The organism is Ruminiclostridium hungatei (assembly GCF_002051585.1).
GTDB lineage: Bacteria > Bacillota > Clostridia > Acetivibrionales > DSM-1351 > Ruminiclostridium > Ruminiclostridium hungatei.
The window spans coordinates 82,107-102,303 of the sequence record NZ_MZGX01000005.1 but is presented as its reverse complement, the minus strand read 5'-3'; the positions used below and the strand labels follow the sequence as shown (position 1 = coordinate 102,303).

The 20,197-nt window shown below is 40.8% G+C and carries 9 protein-coding genes; all 9 read right to left on the bottom strand.

Translation table 11 applies throughout. The features are described from left to right. Positions 1–51: 51 nt before the first annotated feature. Positions 52–603 (bottom strand): AAA family ATPase, encoded by a 552-nt coding sequence (locus CLHUN_RS05110; protein ID WP_080063495.1) that lies wholly within the window; start codon positions 601–603, stop codon positions 52–54. Positions 604–872: 269 nt separating this feature from the next. Next, entirely contained in the window at positions 873–2,054 is a 1,182-nt protein-coding gene (locus CLHUN_RS05105; protein WP_080063494.1) for an inositol-3-phosphate synthase, read from the bottom strand. Between the two features lie 104 nt (positions 2,055–2,158). Beyond that, on the bottom strand, positions 2,159–3,403 hold the full coding sequence (locus CLHUN_RS05100) for an endo-1,4-beta-xylanase (RefSeq protein ID WP_080063493.1): 1,245 nt from the start codon (positions 3,401–3,403) through the stop codon (positions 2,159–2,161). Positions 3,404–3,497: 94 nt separating this feature from the next. Beyond that, positions 3,498–4,481 carry a hypothetical protein gene (locus CLHUN_RS05095; protein WP_080063492.1) on the bottom strand — a complete coding sequence of 328 codons (984 nt, stop codon included), beginning with the start codon at positions 4,479–4,481 and terminating at the stop codon, positions 3,498–3,500. A 415-nt stretch (positions 4,482–4,896) separates the two neighbouring features. After that, the gene (locus CLHUN_RS05090) at positions 4,897–5,736 is read right to left on the bottom strand and encodes an aminotransferase class IV (protein WP_080063491.1); all 840 of its coding nucleotides are present in this window, start codon (positions 5,734–5,736) and stop codon (positions 4,897–4,899) included. 74 nt (positions 5,737–5,810) lie between these two features. Next, positions 5,811–6,374 (bottom strand): anthranilate synthase component II, encoded by a 564-nt coding sequence (locus CLHUN_RS05085; protein WP_080063490.1) that lies wholly within the window; start codon positions 6,372–6,374, stop codon positions 5,811–5,813. Between the two features lie 51 nt (positions 6,375–6,425). Further along, on the bottom strand, positions 6,426–7,820 hold the full coding sequence (pabB, locus tag CLHUN_RS05080) for an aminodeoxychorismate synthase component I (RefSeq protein WP_340148324.1): 1,395 nt from the start codon (positions 7,818–7,820) through the stop codon (positions 6,426–6,428). Between the two features lie 144 nt (positions 7,821–7,964). Further along, positions 7,965–9,044 (bottom strand): oxidoreductase family protein, encoded by a 1,080-nt coding sequence (locus CLHUN_RS05075; protein ID WP_080063489.1) that lies wholly within the window; start codon positions 9,042–9,044, stop codon positions 7,965–7,967. Further along, positions 9,037–20,193: a non-ribosomal peptide synthetase gene (locus CLHUN_RS05070; RefSeq protein WP_080063488.1), complete on the bottom strand. Its 11,157-nt coding sequence runs from the start codon at positions 20,191–20,193 to the stop codon at positions 9,037–9,039. Before CLHUN_RS05070 ends, CLHUN_RS05075 begins: the two co-directional genes overlap by 8 nt. Positions 20,194–20,197 lie beyond the last annotated feature (4 nt).

Below are 20,197 nucleotides of genomic sequence, written 5' to 3'. Positions count from 1 at the left end.
AGGCATTTTGTCGGAATACGGGCAATACGCAGTATCCTATCCTTCTTTCGCTCATTTTTGCCTCTCCAGTTCTCTGAGTACTGCCCTTATTCTCTCTTCAACACTCTGAGTCCCTTCAAGCCGGATTACCCCGCAGTTCAACCTTTTCAGCCACTCATTATGCAAGGCCAGGCTTCTCATTTCCAGGCCGGCGGTATCATATGCTGCCGCCCACTCAATAAATGCCTTATGACTCTCATACAGGTCTCCTCCATGTGAAATGCGCTCTATGGAATACCTCTCAATCTCCCGCTGGATCAGTCGTTTAATACGTATCTCCGGAGGTACATACAGGAAAACCACCAGATCATAGCTGCTTATAAGAAAATCTCCCCATCCGCAGTTGGAACCGGACAGAATCCAGCTATCCACCCCTTTCAAATCCTTCTCAAGAAGTTGGATTCTGTCTGAAACAGGTCTCTTTTCAGTGAAGGGAGGTATGGTAGGAAGCCAGAAGTAGTCATCCGAATCAAAGTGCTCATAACCGAGCAGCTTGCTCAATTCTCCGGCAAGTGTGGTAGTTCCTGAGCCGGATGCACCTAAAATGTGAATGTGCCTGTTCAATATTTTCAGCTCCTCGTTTTGGAAAATAAAAGCTTGATGCTTTGAATTATATAATATTTGCCCCGGGCTTTACAACCGAATTCCCACAAGGAGTATCAGTGGGAATAAACCTGCAGCCTTTTTGCTTCCGGAGAAATCAAAAAATCGCTTTAAAAAAGCCTTTGCAACCAAGTTATCTGAACGGCTGCAAAGGCTTAAGCACCTCTTTATTTAATATAACATAAACCCAATATATTCAGTATGTATCCTAAAGAAATCCGGGGGTAAGCTCAGGCTTCCTTCAATTTTTCCACCCATTCCTTCAGAATGTCGTATTGCCTGACCAGACTATTTACATCAGAGTTGAGAGGAGACTTGAAAAATACTGCAAACTGATTTTGGATGCCATAAAATCCCTTTTTTGAAGCCAGATGTATTAACCTGACCAGGTCTACAACCAAAGGAGCGGCCAGAAAGGAATCAATTCCTTGCCAGGTAAATGTCATGGTCATTTTCGCACCTCCAAAACCACTGAATAGTATATAGTCCCAAGCCACCTTGTTATCTCCCATAGGTTTCATGTAGTCAATCCTTACTTCACTTGCCGGTTCATACCCAAGGCAACCCTTCAGTACACTTTTCTTGGATTCGATTTTTGAAGACTTATTATTACTGTTATCAAGAATTTTACCATCAAGATTACCAAGTATATTTGTCCCGTACCACATGTCAACATTCAAGTTCCTTATTGAAAACATGTCGCATAATACAGTCTTGACAAGTGTCTCTCCGGTTTTTCCATCCTTGCCTGCCTGTGGAATCTTTTTTAAATTTGATAATTCAACCAAAGCCGGAATATCTGCGCAGGTTGAAGGTGTAAAGTTCACATATGGAATTCCTTCTTTTATTGCTGAGTAAGCATAAATCTGACCTGGAGTTATGTCAGAAGCGTTATTGTCAAGAGCTTTTTCAAAACCTTCAAGGCTCAAATGACTTTCACTGGGAACAAATCTTTCTTCCGTAGATGAAAGATTCACCACCACGCAATCGTCCTTCCCACGAAAATCATTAAGATCAGAGCATACCTGGCTGACCGCCTCACGGAGATTGCTATGGTTATGGGTGAACCCATTTTGTGCTATATTCGATATGGCATTGCCACAGTTTAAAGTCACTCCTTTGTATATGGGTATGGAATTAAGCCATTCCTTGATTTCAGGTTCGGTATCCAGTCTTAATACGTTGAACTGATCATTTTGAAGCGCAGATTCATACAAATCTATCTGACGGATATCAAAGCCACCAAATTCAAAAGTATCAACATCAGGCAGGGAGCATTGGGAAAATAATGGCGTATCCGTGAGCAAGCCTCCGGCAGGAACACCTCTTTTAATACTTCTAAACAATCCTGACATCAAAACTGTAGATATTCCTCCTTTAATACCAATTACGCAAATTTTCAGCTTTTTCATCGTTATCTTCCTTTCATTTAATTTAAGGCACAAGATTGCCTTCTTCTAACCCTTGAACCAAATTACTTTTTTACATTCACCATATAGCAGGGATTTGTTGCATTTTATACCACAATCTCGGTTTCCCCGCCTTTTTTGTCCAATATGAAGCTATATTTCTTGCCATGGCAGTTAAGTTCATACTCTCCACGAAAGCCTGAAAACTCAATTAAGCCTGTTTCATCAGATATTGCAGCTTCCGGGCCAGTCCACCATTTACCTTTTATAAGCTTATGTAACTCTTCATAAGCAGGCTTGACCCTGTTTTCACAAGTCAGAAGGCCCGATGGTGCACCAAGCCATTGTCCGTCTGCAAATTCCCACCAGGTTATGGATTCTACTGCAGGATGTGCGAAGAGGGTCTTGTAATGCAGGATTGTCTCTCTAGCCTGTTGCTCCTCACCCTCCGGGGTGGATAGCCATTTTTCAGGCACATAATCATTGAAATCATCTGTCTCCTGGGGCATGTGATGACCTGAAAGTACCGTACTCTCTGTGAAATGAACAGGCAGATTGAAGGTTGAGAACCGCTCAAGGATTTTCAGCGTCTTTTCAACGCCCCAGTATCCTTTATGCATATGTGATTGGATTCCAATCGCACCGATAGGAATTCCTGCTTCCAGACAGGCTTCAATTAATACATCATAGGAATCGGTAGTTGTATTAAAAAAATCATTTATCAAAAACACAGCATCCGGATTAGCTTCCTTTGCCGCCGCAAATACTTCACGCACCAGGCGTATACGTCCCACATCCTTGCAAATACGTGTTATTCCGTTATCATACCTATCATATATGGGCATGATTACAACTTCATTTATCAGGTCCCATATATCAATTAATCCGGCAAAATCACGCGACTCCCGCCTTATACGTTGGAGCTGGGCTGAAAGGATTTGAGAGTTGCTCATATCCAGCAGCCATGGTGCAGAATAGCTATGCCAGCATAGACAATGTCCCTTTACAGCACATCCTCTGGAAATCAACCATTGGGCTGTTTTTTTCAGCCTTTGGGTGTGGGGCCGGCCCTTTATATTTTCAAAATCACCCCAATAAAATGGCAATGTAACAAAGTTAAACAAATCAAATAATTTTTTATACTTATCTTCTGCTTTCAGTCTGCCATTTTCATCAAGCTCATTGTTAGCATAGGCTATGGAATTGAACTCCCCACATCCGAAAAGAAATTCATGTTTTTTCTGTTTGATGACCACTTCCGTATTCCCCAGCGGATTACCATCAGTCCCCACCAGTTTTAACCTTTTGGTCCCCAATCGGTGTTTGTACACTGCATCGCAACTATGACTCATCCTTTTCTCCTCTTTAAAAAACCTTAAATAGTTAATTACGACATATCAGCATTAAGTTATATTAATTATTAAGTTCTTCAATAAAACTTCATATTTACACAGGCTGGATTCTATCAAATAATGGGAACAGGTTTTCATACAACTTGCATTCCAGCTCATATAATCTGCCAAGCTTTGAAACAAACTTTTTCTTTTCAGAAACCCCTTTAAATTCATTCATATACATTAAGGCTTCAATGGCCACCCAGCTCTCAATTATATCCTTAAAAAGCTGCCCGCAGTTATGATCTTCTCCCAATATGCTGTTAATTTTATACTGATTTGACAAAGATGCGACTTTATTACTGAAAGCGGTGGGTTTGGGTATATCAAATTCTCCTATATTCTCTGAAAGCGTGAGAATATTTTGCAATCCTGCTAGTATTTGGGGTTTGTGTGATTTCATGTTGTCTATCATTAAACCCTTAAAAGAATATGGATCGTCACTTATTATATTCCGGGAACTATCCCTTGATAATTTCATCAAGGTCGGCCCACCCGGTACATGGTTAATGATTCCCTCATGACCCAGGACCATATCCTGAAAACTCATTTCATACCTATAGCAGCAATTACTTGTATTCCATTCAAGTCCATTGACCTCAACAGTATTAAAAATTTTTCTTTCGGTATCGAACCCATATACCAGTATGTGGTATGCGTGATGTTCTTTTTGATAGAATAAATCGTGATAAGCATGTTTATAGTAAAACCCGTCAACAGTCAGTATGATAATATATCCTTTTAAGATTGAGTCAATTACCCTATCAACGATATCGTTGTAGTAGCCCTTCCAGTATTCAATTTCCATACCGTTATTCTTTGTTATTTCTTCAAACGATTGAATCTGCAGGTTATCCAGACTCAGAGACAAGCCATTTGCAGTTTTCCCCAGATTATATACCAGATAATCATTAGCCATGTAACTGAAAACACTGCTGTTGAAATAACTTACTGCAGTAAAGAAAGACAGGCAGATACAATCTATATAATATACCTTGTTGTAAGGAACAATATTCTGTAATTCATATTTCACCATTTATATCTACTCCCCCGGAACTCAAGTCACTTTAAACTATCAATATGGTTATTCTGAATTTCACTCATATAATCAAACTGAACCAATTTTAAATCTTCAAAAAAGCTGCATAAGTAAAAAACCTACGCCATTAATGCTTAGCACAAATGGGGTAAGGTTCACATCTCATTCCTGCATATAAGCTTTGTACCAATGAAAATATAAATGTCCGGACATTATTGTACTCTTTTCGCCATATAACCCATATCTGCTCATATTTTCAGATTCTAGCCATGTATATTTCATCAATATATGGCATCTATACACAAATTCTAACTTTTTTTCTTTAAAATGTCAACTTTATCCATCAGTTTTTTGTAAACAAATTTCTTGTGCACTGTACAGATAAATATTTAAAATCAGTTAAGAACAGGAATTACCCCTGACCATATACAAACTTTTCATATTCCTTGGAAAGCATATCAGTTATTTTTCCTTTAGAACCTTTTCCGATTACAACCTCATCAATTTTGACCAAGGGCATGATCTCCATTATAGAGTTTGTTAAAAAGGCTTCTTCGGCATCAAACAAATGGCTCGGTTCATACTCTCCCTCACATAGCTCCATCCCCATTCGAGGAATGATGTTTTTAACCAGGCAGTCCCTTACAATACCTGGGAGTAACCCGCACTGAAGCTTCGGGGTATATATCTTAAGGTCTCGTATAAAAAAGAGGTTGCTGACGCTCCCCTCACTTAAAAACCCCTTGGAATTCAGGAATATAGCCTCATCATAGCCTCTTTCCCTTGCCTCTTGCTTCGCCATTATGTTCTCCATATAGTTGAGGGTTTTCATGTATACCAGTGGTGAAGATTCGTTTCGTCTTATGTCAGTTGTTTTTGCGGAAAATCCTTTTACATAATCTTTTTCTGAGTACCCTATTTCACGGCAAGTAAAAAATATGTTGGGAGTATGGTTAACTCCCTTTGTGATTGCTACTTTCAATACAAATGTATTGCTGTTCATAGCTTCAAGGAATTTATAAACATTTCCGGTCAAGTCAGCCTTGCTTATGCTGTTCTCAATTTTGAGCCGGGACGCCGAAGCAAAAATTCTCCGGAGATGCTCTTCCAACATGATTGGTATACCTTTATTGACCTTGATTGTTTCAAAAAGCCCCCATCCATATTGAACGGACTGATCCAGTATGGGAATAACCGCATCCGCAGCAGATATAATCTGATTATTAAAAAAAGCAATATTCAACTTTTCCATTTATATTTCCACCTTTCCAATATACTCTTAACTTAGGTAATCCCTCCTGTAACAGAAGAAAATTATATTTTACTTTAAAAAGCTAAAAAATTCTTAAGTAATTCCTTTCCATAATCCGACAGAATTGATTCAGGATGAAATTGCAGACCGTAAAGGGGATACTCCTTATGTTTAAGGGCCATGATGGTTCCGTCATCTGTATAACCATGTATTTCCAAAGAGTCCGGAAAATCGTCCTTCATGACGGCAAGCGAGTGGTATCTGACTGCCTGGAAGGGTGAGGGTATGTTCTTGAATAAGCCTTCCCCCTCATGATAAATATTGGATTGTTTACCATGAACAATACTGTTTGCAGAATCTACAGTTCCTCCCATAGCAAGGCCGATTGCCTGATGGCCAAGACATATTCCCAATATTGGAATCCTATGGGCAAATTCAAGTATAAGTTCCACTGTAATTCCAGCCTGACTGGGATGTCCGGGGCCAGGAGATAAAATAATACGATCAGGAGATATTCTTTCAATTTCTTCTATTGTAATTTCATCGTTGCGCCTGACAACTATATCAGGATCAAATTCCCCGATATATTGATACAGATTATATGTAAATGAATCATAATTGTCAATTAAACAAATCACGGCTTTCCCTCCATAATTTCAAATTTGCTTCCCAGAACTGACATACTCTCTTCAATATTTAAGCGCTCTTTCCAAAGCAGCTCCCTTATCCATCGTTTCCAAATACTCCTTTTCAGGTGTGGAATCCCATACAATCCCCCCTCCCACTTGATAGCAGGCATTATGTTTGTTTATGAGTATGGTACGTATTACTATGTTGAGGTCCATATTTCCATCAAAGCCTATATAACCTATAGAGCCGGTGTATACGTTTCTGCAAGTGGGCTCCAGTTCATCAATGATTTCCATGGCTCTGATCTTGGGAGCTCCTGTTATGGAGCCGCCCGGGAAAGTAGCCTTAATACAGTCTACAGCATCACAATCCTCTTTTACTTCTCCCACTATATTGGATACCATCTGGAATACAGTTGAATATTTTTCAATATGAAAAAGTTCTGTAACCTTAACGCTGCCAAACTTACACACCTTTCCAATATCATTTCTCATGAGATCTACTATCATCAGATTTTCAGCTTTATCCTTGATGCTGCTCTTTAAAAGGTTCATATTAGCAGCATCCTCCTCTGTTACTTTTCCCCTTGGCATAGTTCCTTTTATAGGTCTGGTTTCAATAGCGCCATTATTCAATCTGATAAATCTCTCCGGAGAACTGCTCAGTATCTTCATATCTCCATAATTCATATATGCAGCAAAAGGAGCCGGATTTATAGTTCTCAAATACGTATATATGTTAATAGGATGCCGTTTTATACAGGTAGAGAACCTTTGGGTCATGTTCATCTGATAGATATCACCCTTTTGAATATACCCACGAGCCTTCTCTATGGATTGACAGTATTGATCATATGTAAAATTTGAAACTAGTTCTACAGTATTATTTGCATAGGGCAAATCAAGGTCATTGGTATCAGCAGTCCTGCCTTGTTCGATATAAGCTTTGAACTGCATGGCCGTATTTTTTGAATCCATATCATGTATACCTGGAAAATTTGCATAGGCCAGATATGCTTTATTGCTGAAATGCTCAAATATAAGCACAGTATCGTAAAATCCTATGATCATATCTGGAAGGTTAATGTCATCTATAGCCGTCCGAGGTAATTTTTCTATATAATGGCATAAATCATATGAAAAAAAACCGACTGCTCCGCCTACAAAGGGTAATCCGGTATCATTCTCTATCCTGTAGGCGGAAATAAGCTCTTTAAGTACCTCAAAGGGATTTCCAGAAATGGTCTCTTGTCCTTCCGGCTTGTTTATGACTATTTGATTATGCTTGCAGGTAACTGTCATAAATGGTTCCATTCCCACAAAGGAGTATTTTCCAAGATTCCGGTGATCCATTCCACTGTCAAGAATAAAGCTTCCTTCCTTATGATGCAGCATTTTATAAACATCAAACGCTGATAAGGAGGTCTTAATTTCCTCAATAACTATAGTCCCCAAGTTATTACACCCTTTCTATTTAAAATGTATAATGTTACAATAATTGGCTTTCATACTCTATCGGACAAAATACGAACACGAAAAAAGGACGGTATTCCAATATACCGCCTCCTTGTAAAAACGAGATGCATTAACCAGCAAAGACTATAGCAGATCCTCACAATTGAGAATATTGTAATTATCCACAAGCTCCTTAACCATGTTGTTCCAGTCCTGTTCATTTCCGAAAAGGGAGTACTGCCACACCGGCAGCAGCAGCATGGCAGCTACCTGCATACGGTAATCCCTGTAGCATTCCTCCAGAGGATAATTTGTTACTCCTCTTTCTACCAGCGTTTTGTGGTAGTGCTCTACTAGCGGCCTGTGCAGGCTCTTCTTATAAGTATCAGGAAAAGAGCTCCTGGTTAAATGTGCAAGGTCAGCTACTCCTTTACCTGTATTCCAGAATTGAAAGTCCACTAATGCAGCTTCACCCGTCTTATTCCTGGGCAGCATGAAGTTATAGACATGGGAGTCTCCATTAGTCAGCGTCATGTTATTGCAGTCAAGTAGCTGGCGGCGGGCTGCATTACTTATTTTCAGGGCATTATTGAATATACTCCGGGTCTTTTCGTCAAAACAACCGCCCGCATGTGACATGAATTGCTGCAACTGCCAGTCGTTCGAAACCATATCATTTTCGATTTGACTACTTGTAATAAGGGGCAGGCCGTATAATCCCTTTTCATGATAATTCCAGAAGACGGCATGGAAGCCCGCAAGGCATTCGGCGCATAAAAACCAGGTATTTTTATCTTCTAATTGCTTTTCGGAAGGTTTGGCATGGGTTTGGGAAATGTCCTCCAAAGCAATGAGAAATTCATTTTTTTCTTCTGATACAAATACATCATAGCAAACCGGGACAGGAGGCTGGAAACTGTTGTTTTGGCGAAGCAGGCTGTAGAAGCCTGCTTCCCTGACTGACAATGCGTTATATACATCTCCAGGCATATGGCCCTTTACAGTTTTAATAAATAAGTGCCTTTTTTCCGCGTTGTTCCCACCGTCAGCCATAACTTCAATATACAGGTTCAGTGCTGTATTTGACTGTTCCACCTTTATTACATCAACGCCGGTTACTGACTGATCATAGCCCAACTGCATAATATATGCGAGGTAATCAAAATCAAAAACCGGGTCGGGACTCATCATGTCCTTATAAATCTGATATATCTGGCTATTCATGTTTCACCTCGTAAATAAATTTATCAAGCTTTGTATTATATTGCTTTTCCAGCTCAAAAGCACATTTTAAGCTTTCCGTCAAATTTTTGTGGAAGCCCTTTTTAAGGCTGAACTTAAAATCCAGCTTTCTCAGAACATTGCTTATATTGCTGTAATATCCAATTAACTCCTCAAGTATACTGCATAGCTCAAGGTTGGCAAACAACTGAGAAATTTTGTATTTTTCCATTCTTTTAGCGGACAAGATATCATTAAAAATAAAGCTGAGATTCTTGATATTTAATTTTAAGCTGTTCTCATCCAATAGTATGGCGCAGAATTCATCATAAATCAAATCTGTATTTTCAATGCTTTTCCGTCTCAGGTCAAAGGTATTTTTTATATTGGCTATTGCTGATTGACTGATATCCTCCCTTGTACTTTTTCCCGGCAAGTATCTTTCAAAAGAGATGGCGAATATGCTCGTTTGCTTTCTATTAGTGTTAAAATAAGTACTATAAGAATCAAAGGCCTTAACTATCTTATCATAGGATATAGTCATTTCATGGTAATCCAAGCTGAACACATCCACATTATCCACTATGCTGAACTCCCTCCTACCGGCATCAAATCCGTATACAAGCAAGGTATGCATCCAATGTGTTTTTTGGAAGGCATCTTTTTTGCCCTCCAACCAATAACAGTCTACATTTATTATGGGCAAGTAGCCTTCAGAGATGAATTTCACAATATCCTCGCATATTGTATCACTGTGGCACCTTTTTTTGTATGAAATATTAAGGGACTCCAGCAATTCATCATCATTCAAAGCATCCAGATACCGGTTTGAGAAATTTATATCTTTTCTCTCCAAATCTGCTTCAAAGACAGAAACGCTATTTGCAAACAGTATCAGAGGATCTATATCCTTATGTCCAAAAGCGGAAATCAAGGCATGATAGAAGCAATCCTTAAAAAATACAGCATTAAAGGGCTTGATTCCGCTGAATATAAAGCCCGTCTTTTCAGTGCCTGTTGCTTTCATCGTATAATCCATCAAATCATACAGGTAAGCCTCATAATTTTTCAACATCGCCCGTATTGTCTCTTCCTGATAGCAGTAATTATTATATACCACATCCAGGTGAAACTCCCGGTTCAGAATATAGCACGATATATTAAGGGACTCCTGGACATGGTTTTCTGCATCTGTTGAGTTTCCGCAAGATATATCTGATATGCTGAAAACATCAGTATCCACATCACTGTCAAAATGTCCGATATAATTAAATATAACATCATTTCTGGATTTTTCATACATGTACAAATCTTCTGCAAAATCAGACATGTACTTTAAAACACCGTAGCTCATCCTGTGACGGGATGCACTTTCAAGACTTCTGCCCACCTGTGCTATATTATCCTCGTAATCCTCCAGATTTCCCACATCCAGATTGAAGGGATACATGATGGTAAACCAGCCTACGGTTCGATACAGTTCCAGATTCAGTAAAGCTTCCTCCCGTCCATGTCCTTCCAGCGTTATCCTGAATCTGCTTCCACCGGTCCACATTTTTAATGCTGCACCCAGACAAGTTAACAATATTTCGAATAAATTTGTATCCAGAAGCCTGCACACCTGGCTGACAAGCAACTCTACTTTTTCCCGTGATATGGACAGACTTATCTTGTTGAAATCCCTGGCAAATTTTTGCGGACAGTCACTCACCTTGGGCAATACGCAAAATTCCTTCCCAAGCTCTTTTTTCCAATACTCTGCCTCGCCGGGAAGGTTACCGCCGGACGTGAAGCTATTGAGCGCATCCATATAATCAAATATGGAATTTGTCTTATCCTTGGGCTTTACATCAGTACCACCAAGTTTCTGTCCGTACATTTCAGCAAAACTCTCGAATAATATCCGCCATGATACCGCATCAATGACAAGATGATGTATCACAACTGCCAAATAATCCCCCGGCTTTGTTTTGAACAGCATTGCCTTAATTAAAGGACCTTCAAAAATGTTAAGGCCTCTTTGCAGATTTTCAGCCTTTTCGGTGATTTTGGCAATGTGGTCTTCGAGAGGATTTATTTCTACAGTTTCAATAGTAAAGCCGTTATTGCCGCTGTCTGATATAAATTGCCTGAAGGTTCCGTTTTCTTTTCTGAAAGTAGACCGAAGCGCATCATGGTGCTCTATTAATTTTTCCCAGACACTTCTGAGAATACCGGCATCAAAACCCTCCTGCCTATACAGCATAAAAGCTTGATTCCAATGGTGCGGATTTTGGAACTCATTTTCAAAGAACCATGCCTGTATGGGATTCAACCTGCTGCTGCCAGCAATCATCTTTTGCTCGATTGAGTCAACTTTATTTCTTATGGAACTGCTAAGCTTATCAATTGTCCTGTAAATAAACAAGTCATTTACCTTTAAGTCAAAGCCAAGCCCGTTAAGCTTTGCTACAGCCTGCATGGCTTTTATGGAATCCCCGCCCATATCAAAAAAGTCATCTGCTATGCCCATAACCTCGGTCCTGAGTACTTGTTTCCAGACCTCCAACAATACTTCCTGCTTGCTGTTTTGCGGCAGGATTGTAACGGCTGTGGCCGGCTTTACCTCTATTGTCATTTTGGACAATGCCCTATAATCAATTTTACCATTGGGAGTCAACGGCACAGACTCAATTTTTGTAAAACGGGAAGGAATCATATATTGCGGCAGGCAGGTCAAAAGAAAATCCTTCAGAGCAATAATATTTATTACCTTTTCTGCCTGGTAAAATGCTTCTATCTCATCCTTTGAGTTTTTATCAACAACAGCTTTTTTTATACCGGTAAACTCAAGCATCCTGCTTTCAATTTCAGAGAGCTCTATTCTATACCCCCTGATTTTTACCTGGCGGTCGTTTCTTCCAAGATATTCGATGTTTCCGTCCTTCAAAATGCGGGCTAAATCTCCTGTTCTGTACATCCTTATACCCTTGAAGATGTCTGTACGGAAACTTTTATCCGTCAGCTCTTCATTATACATATAACCACGTGCCAGGCCATCTCCTGCAATGCACAATTCCCCTTCAGCACCCCAGGGCTGTAAATTGGTGTTCCTATCCACAATAATCAATTGAGTATTATATACGGCTTTTCCTATGGGGATATTGTCATAGGGTTTATCAACAACCATTGCCGTGGATATGACAGTTGTTTCTGTGGGGCCATAATTGTTTGCAAGGCGGTAATTCCTTTTTTTATATTTTCTTAATTTATCTCCTGCCGTCAGCAGATATCTTAACGAATCATTTTCCAACTCCATAAACTGTTCACACACTGGAGTGGGTAAATATGCAATTGTTATCCTGTGCTGCTCCAGATATTTATTCAACTGCTCCAATTCCAGCAACAGCTCTTTTTTAAGAATATGCAGCTCAGCACCACAAATGAGATAAGGGAAAACTTCCCACACTGATACATCAAACCCGAAATTGGCATATTTCGTTGCACGGTCCTCTGCAGTTACTGCGTATTCATCTATATGCCAGAGGCAGAGATTCACCAGCGAACGGTGTTCCACCATGACTCCCTTCGGATTTCCGGTAGTTCCCGAGGTATATATTATATATGCCAGGTCTCTTCCTGTATTGATATTTTCCACAGGAAGACAGGATTTTTCATCATAAAGGCTGCTATCCTCCAACAAAATACATGGTATCGGATAAGACGCGTTCTTCACATATTTTCCCTGAGTCAGCATTAACCCTGCCTTGCTGTTTTTGATAACATAGTTGACCCTATCCTCAGGTGTACCTGGTTCAATGGGCAAAAATGCACAACCTGCTTTCAGTATTGCCAGTAATCCTATTATCATATCACACGCCCGGCCGGTCATAATCGCAATAGCCGTATTGACTTCCCCGCCTCTTCTTCTGATCAGGCATGCAATACTATCTGCCTTTTGGTTCAGTTCTGAGTATGTAAGGCATTGATTTCCACAGACAACTGCAATTTTATTGGGAGTCCTTGAAACCTGCTCTTCAAAAAACAGATGAATTGGTTTGTTCCTGGGGTATTCCCTGAAACTGTCCTTAAAGTCCCACATTATCTTATCCAGTTCATCCTGCGGCATAACCTTGTCCTTCCGAGCCGGTTCAGAGGCTTCGGTTATGAAAAGTTCCAGTATTTTTTTGTAATAGCCAAGCATTGCGAGAATATGTTTTTCATCCACAAGACTGCTGAATGCCATATCCACCAAAATACTCCCGCTTGTAAGGTCAACGGTAAAATCCAGCATAGTGTTGGTATAGGCGATGTCCTTTATCCCAAATCCGTTTTTGATATGGGTATCCCGCAGAGCATCAAAATTGACAAAATTGAAGGTTGTATCAAATAAGGGGTTCTGCTCCTCGCTCTCCCCTATGGAATTTACTATCTTTGTAAGAGATAGCTGGTCATAGGGTTTGAGTGCCCTTATTTTTCTGCTGGTATTCAGGATGATATCTTCCCAGGTATTGTTTTTGTCTATTACAGCCCTGAACGGAATTGTATTCAGGAAGCAGCCCAGTATTTTTTCACCGTCCTGGCATAAGGGCCTGTTATTATTTACAAGACCCACGATAAAGTCGTTTTCATATGAATACATATTGAGCATGTAAATATACGCCGCAAAGCAAATACTTCTCATATCGGTTTGATATTTCAGAGAAGCCTCTGTCAGTCCATATTGGATACTATTCTCAAGAACAACGGAAACAGAAGATTTTCCACTCCTTTGTTCAGTGGGTGCAAGCGGCAACTGCAGCCTTTTGTAGTCGTATAATTCATCCCTCCAGAACTGCCGTACTTCCTTTTTGCTTTCCACGCACTTCTGTTCAACAATATACTTCCTGTAGCTGTTTTTTAAAGGAGACAAATCACCACTATCTCCTGCAGCCAATCGGAAAAACGTATTAATAAGCTCGGTGCGCAGGGATGCTACACTCCAGCCGTCCAAAATGGCATGGTGCGTCACCAGTAATATTAATACACTGCTGCCGGATACACGGAAGAACACTATTCTCCAAAAAGGCTGCCGGAAATCAAAGGGTTTTGCCCGGTCAGCTTCCATATGGCGCAGGATCAGCTCCCTTTGCTCTACATCATCATACTGCCTCAGGTCAATCCATCCAGGCTGGATATGATTCCCCCTGAGCACTATATGTACAGGAATCTCATGGTCTTCAATATTGAAGATGGACCTTAAAATCGGGTGCCTGAAAACAACCTTCCCAAGTGCCCGGTCCAGGAATTCGTTCTCTTCCGGATTGCATGGCACCTGGAATATAAACTGGTCATGATATGGCCGTTCGTTATTATTTTTCACATAATGATATATCATTCCCAGTTCTATATCACTCATGGGATATACATCTTCAAAGTCAAGCGTGTCTATTCCCTTATGAGAGCAAGCTTCTAAAATACTGCTCCTCAGAGCGGAGAGCTCCTCTTCAACCCTTTGTCCAAGACTCTCGTCAACTATTTCTCCACTACTCTCAATATAATCGCAAAGCTCCCTTACGATACTTTTTTTATACAAATCTCCAATCTGCAGATTCAGCTTCAGCCGGGAATTAATTAGGTATAACAGCTTTATGGCCTTGATTGAGTCCCCTCCTAAGTGAAAAAAGTTATCGTGCATACTGATTTTTTCACCTTGGATATTAAGCACTTCAGACCATATTTCTGTCATCTGCTTTTCCAGACCGGTAGCAGGGGGGGCTGCCGGCACATCCTTTTCCTGGAGCATTTGCGGGTCAGGTAACGCTGTCATATCCAGTTTCCCGTTCTTTGTAAAAACGAAGCCCTCAAGCTGTATAATATAAGCCGGTATCATATATTGCGGCAAAAACTGTTCCAGGTGGGTTCGTATGGAATTAACGGGGACCTTTTTATCAGACGTGAAATAAGCGGCTATATTTGCGTTATTCTCTTTGTCCTTATATGTTGTCACAACGGCTTCCCTGATGAGTTCATAATCGATCAGGACACTTTCAACCTCCTGGAGTTCTATCCTGTAGCCGCGGATTTTTAACTGGCGGTCAGTCCTCCCACAGTATGCCATATCCCCGCCATGTAATAGCTTTGCAAGGTCACCCGACCTGTATAATTTCTCTCCCGGTAAAAAGGGGTCCTCTATAAATCTTTCGCCGGTAAGTTCCGGCCTATTGAGATACCCTCTTCCCACACCTGCCCCACCAACATAAATCTCTCCGGCTACCCCCACCGGACATAAATTCATGTCATTATCCAATATATAGGTATAGACCTTGGGCAGCGGCTGACCTACATTGCTGCTGCCGTCGTTCATATCCTCCCTGGTAATTTCCTTATATGTGACATGCACTGTGGTTTCGGTAATACCATACATGTTTATAAGCCGGACATTGGGGAATCTCTGATTCCACTCCTTCAGCTTATGTGGATTAAGGGCTTCTCCTCCGAAGATTACATACCTTAACCTGATACTCTCGCCCTGGCAGCTATCCAGCATTTCATTTGACAATGTGTAGAAAGCTGTCGGAGTCTGATTTAACACCGTAACCTTATTGTTCTTAAGGACATTACAGAACTCTTTGGGATCACGGGCAAGTTCATTGGGAATAAGGATCAATTTCCCTCCCGAAAGCAATGCTCCATATATCTCCCATACTGAAAAATCAAAGCAGATTGAATGGTACATTGTCCAGACATCTTGCGCATTGAACATAAACGGAGTACGGCTGTTAAATATGAGGTTGACCACATTGCCATGTTCAATCATCACTCCTTTAGGCGCTCCGGTTGTGCCTGAGGTATATATTACATAGGCCAGGCTGTCTGAGGAGTTCACAGGCTCAGGATTATGTCCGGGAACATCGGCTCCCATATCTATTTCCTGTGTGCTGATTACTTTTCCGGTATATGCCCCGTCAGGTATGAAAGCTGTATTGGTTATCAGCAGCTTGACTCCGCTGTCTCTCAATATGTAGTTAATCCTCTCCCTTGGATAATTTACGTCTAAAGGAAGATAGGCGCCTCCTGCTTTCATTATAGCCAATACTGTTATAATCATTGTAAAGGAATAATCACAAAGCATGGCAACAATGTCGCCCGGCTTGATATATTGTCTTATGCCGCAGCATAGCTTGTTGGAAAGCCTGTTGAGCTCATCATATGTCAATGCCTCATTGTTAAGTACCAAAGCAATATTCTGTGGGGTGTTCCTTACCTGCTTCTCAAATATAGATACGATCGTGTCACTGTATTCACAGCGTCCGGCTTCTGCTCTGCATACGCGGATTATTTCCTCCCTCTCCTCATTACTCAGCAATTGTATGTCCTTGATTTTCATATCAGGAGCATATGAAATTTCAGTCAGAATGTTTACGAGGCAGCCGGTAAAGCGGGTAATTGTCTCTTCCTTGAACAGTTTTGGAGAGTATTCAAATTCTATATTGTAGGAACCCTCTGATTCATTGAGTTCAAGCATCAGATCAAATTTGGAGCTGTTGTTGTTAACCAGTTGAAATTCCGCGTCCATATCCATGAATTTCATACCGGGCATATCCAGACTCTGCATTGCAAACATGACATCAAACAGCGGATGGCGGCTTGGATCAGCCTTGACTTCAGATGCCTGAACTATATCTTCAAACTGCACTTCACCATTACCTATACCGTTCAGTACCTTGGCTTTCACCTCTGATAAGAAATCCAGAAATGACACCTCAGGATCAATAGTGCCCGCCAACGGAATTGTGTTTACAAACAATCCTACCATTTGCTTCAGTTCAGGCCGCTCTCTCACCGATATGGGACTGCCGACAATGATATTGCGCTGCCCGGTATACTTATACAGCAATATATAAAAAGCTGCCAAAAAATACATATAGAGAGTAACACCATTATGTTTCGCAGCTAAACCTATGGAAGACATCAAAGCCTCCTCCAGATGGAAGCGCAGCCTTTTACCCTCATAGGACCTGTACTCCGGTCTTATGAAGTCATAAGGCAGATTCAGCAAAGGAAGCTCTATGGAGGAAAGTTCTTTTTTCCAATAATTTAACTTTTCGGCATATTCTTCGGATTCTTTCCTGTGCTTTTGCCACAGTGCATAATCTTTATACTGTAAAGCAGGCTTGGCTAGAAATATACCGTTATACAGCATGCTTAAATCATTTAAAAGTATGGCCAGTGAATGCTCATCTATGGTAATATGATGAAAGTTCATTATGAGATAATGCTTTTCTTCGTTAAGTGTCAGCACCCTTGCCTTAAAAAGGACTTCACTTTCCAGTTCAACATTCTCCAGGCATCTCAAAACTTGTTCCTCGGAAATTGTCTCACCTTCAACAGTCTCATGCAATAAGCTGAATTCAAAATTTTCATTTACCTTTTGTATCGGCTCCACGCTGCCTAACACAACAGAGGTTCTTAGTATTTCATACCGCAGTATCAGCGCCCTTAAGGCCTTTTCCATGCGTCTGGCATCCAGTCGGCCTTGTATATGTATAACTACCGGAACATGGTAGCTTCCTCCTATTTCCTTATGAGAGCTGAGAAGCAGCATGCGTTTCTGCTCTGAGGATATGGGATAGCTTTCCTGTACCGATGCCTGTATTATCTTGTCAAAATTACTGCTGCCGGTATTGGCGATTATTTCTGCCAATTTCCTGATAGTATCTGTTTCAAGTACCTGGTTCAGTGGCAAATCCACATTGAATGTGGTCTGTATTTTCCACAGTAGTGAAGTGGCCTTCAAGGAATGTCCACCCAACCTGAAAAAGCTCTGGTTTACTCCCACTTCATTTATCTCAAGTAATTCCTTCCATATTTCAACTAAAGTCTCTTCAACAGCATTTTCCGGCTTCTCCCTGTCATCTGCTGAAAGCTGCATGCCAATGAGCTTGCGGACAGCCTTTGCGTCTGCCTTGCCGCTATCTGTCTTAGGTATATCTTCCAACGGAATTATTAAATTGGGTATCATATAATGTGGAAGCATGTTCTTTAAAAAGTCCTTTAAGTCTTCCATATCCATCTCATTATTAATTGAAACACAGGCACACAGATAAGTGTTTGCAGCTTCCCCCAAAGGCAGCACTACTGCTTCCTTGACATTTTCGTGTAATTGCAGGCAGGCTTTTATCTCCTCAGTTTCAATACGAAACCCTCTGATTTTTATCTGATTATCCTTCCGGCCTTTGAATTCAATCGTACCATCAGGCAGCCATCTTGCCAAATCACCGGTCTTATACAACCGTTCAGTGCTGCAAAATGGGTTCTCCATGAATTTCTCATTATTTTGGGAGCTGCTGCCTATATAGCCCCTGGACACTCCGGCACCGGAAATATACAGTTCACCAAAAATACCCTGGGGCAGCAGTTCAAGTTGAGAATCCAGTATGTAAATATTTACGTTTTGAATAGGTTTTCCAATATTGCTGATTGCTTCTTCAGTCATATGTCTGTTGAAGGATGTGACTACTGCGTTTTCAGTGGGCCCGTACTCATTGATCAAGATAATATCCTTATTTCTGATTTTGCTGAGTCTTATGGTTTTTATGTCGGTAATATCTCCGGCTAACGTAACTTTTTTAAGCGAGCGAAAATATTCCGGGGTTCCATGCTCAAGAATCGAATGGTATAAAGCCGGTACTGAAATGAAGTGCGTTATGGCGTGTCCTTTTATGCTTTCTGCTATAAATGCCGGATTCTTGGCAGCTTCATCTTTCAACAGTACAATTTTTGCTCCCGAAACAATGGGAGTAAAGAAACTCGTTATAAAGCCGTCAAAACAGTAGGAGAACAGTTGAAGAACTGCATCGTCAGTTCCCAGACGGTATTCTTCCATTCTCCAACTGATTGCATTGACAATATTCCCGTGCTCTATCATTACACCCTTTGGCAGACCTGTGGAACCGGATGTAAAAATAATATAGGCCAGGTCGTTTTTCTCCACAGGCAGTTCAAGATTGCCGTGGTTCATATCCTGGATATTTTCCCAGAACTCCCCAGAAGAAATATCAACCTGCTTCAAATCGTAACGGGGCTTATTCTCAGCCCCATTATCCATCAGCACTATTTTGGCATTTGTTTCACGTATTATATGGCCTATCCGCTCGTATGGATTTCCGGTATCAACCGGTACGAAAGCCGCACCGCATTTAAGGACACCCAGCAATGCAACAGCCATATGTATTCCCGGTGAAAATAGCAAAACAACCTTATCCCCACGTTCCACGCCTTCTCTGGCAAGTCTTCGGGCAAGCAAGTTGGCCTTTCTGTTCAAATCCACGTAGCTTATGGATTCCTCATCATAAATCAATGCAGTTGCATCGGGAGTTTTATGGGCTTGAGCTTCAAATAGCTGATGTAAACCTGCAAATTCAACCGGGACCTCATTTCCGCGAGATATGCTCAGGATTTCCCGGTATTCATCCGGTGTCAGCAACTTAAGCAGTGATAAATCCTGCCTGATGTTCTGACTGGCAGACTTTATAATATTTACAAATTGGTGTGACAGTTTCATTAATAAATTCTCATGGAACTTTTCGCTGGCAAATGATATTTTACCGGTAAGTCTGCCGTTTTGTCTCGAAAAGGCTATAACCAGGTCAAAGCTGCCGGTTGGTCCTGCCTTATGTATGTTTTCCAGTGAAAACAATATATTGTTTTCAAAGAACCTGTTAAGCTCCTGCTCTTCAAACATGTCATCAAGTATTTTTTCTATTGGAAAGTCTTGATTGGAATAGGCATCAGTCACCGTTTTCTTTGTTTCCAGAATAGTGCCCCTCAAGTCATTTGGAAGGGTCAGACCTCCCTGCAGAAGAACAAGTCCGCCGCCGGAGCCGTATTTGGGAGACAAAACCGACATCTGTGTTTCTCCGGTATATTTCCAGATAATACACTTAAACAAGGATAATAGCAAAATATACAGAGATAAATCTGAATTGCTGCATATTCTAAGTATTTCTGCAGTTGCCTCCTCAGGTATGCTGATATTGATATCTTTTATAGTTGAAGTCCTTTCAGGGCTCATTGAACTTTTGCGGTAAAGCTTTATAAATGGTCCTTCAAATGCTGCTGAGAAATCCTTACTCTCCCAAAAAAGCCTTTGCTTACTTAATTTATCTCTCATTTCATTAATAGTGGACATTGTT

Coding starts and splice junctions, on each gene's coding strand:
- CLHUN_RS05105 (WP_080063494.1), bottom strand. CDS start 2,054: ATGAAAAAGCTGAAAATTTGCGTAATTGGTATTAAAGGAGGAATATCT.
- CLHUN_RS05100 (WP_080063493.1), bottom strand. CDS start 3,403: ATGAGTCATAGTTGCGATGCAGTGTACAAACACCGATTGGGGACCAAA.
- CLHUN_RS05095 (WP_080063492.1), bottom strand. CDS start 4,481: ATGGTGAAATATGAATTACAGAATATTGTTCCTTACAACAAGGTATAT.
- CLHUN_RS05090 (WP_080063491.1), bottom strand. CDS start 5,736: ATGGAAAAGTTGAATATTGCTTTTTTTAATAATCAGATTATATCTGCT.
- CLHUN_RS05075 (WP_080063489.1), bottom strand. CDS start 9,044: ATGAATAGCCAGATATATCAGATTTATAAGGACATGATGAGTCCCGAC.
- CLHUN_RS05070 (WP_080063488.1), bottom strand. CDS start 20,193: ATGTCCACTATTAATGAAATGAGAGATAAATTAAGTAAGCAAAGGCTT.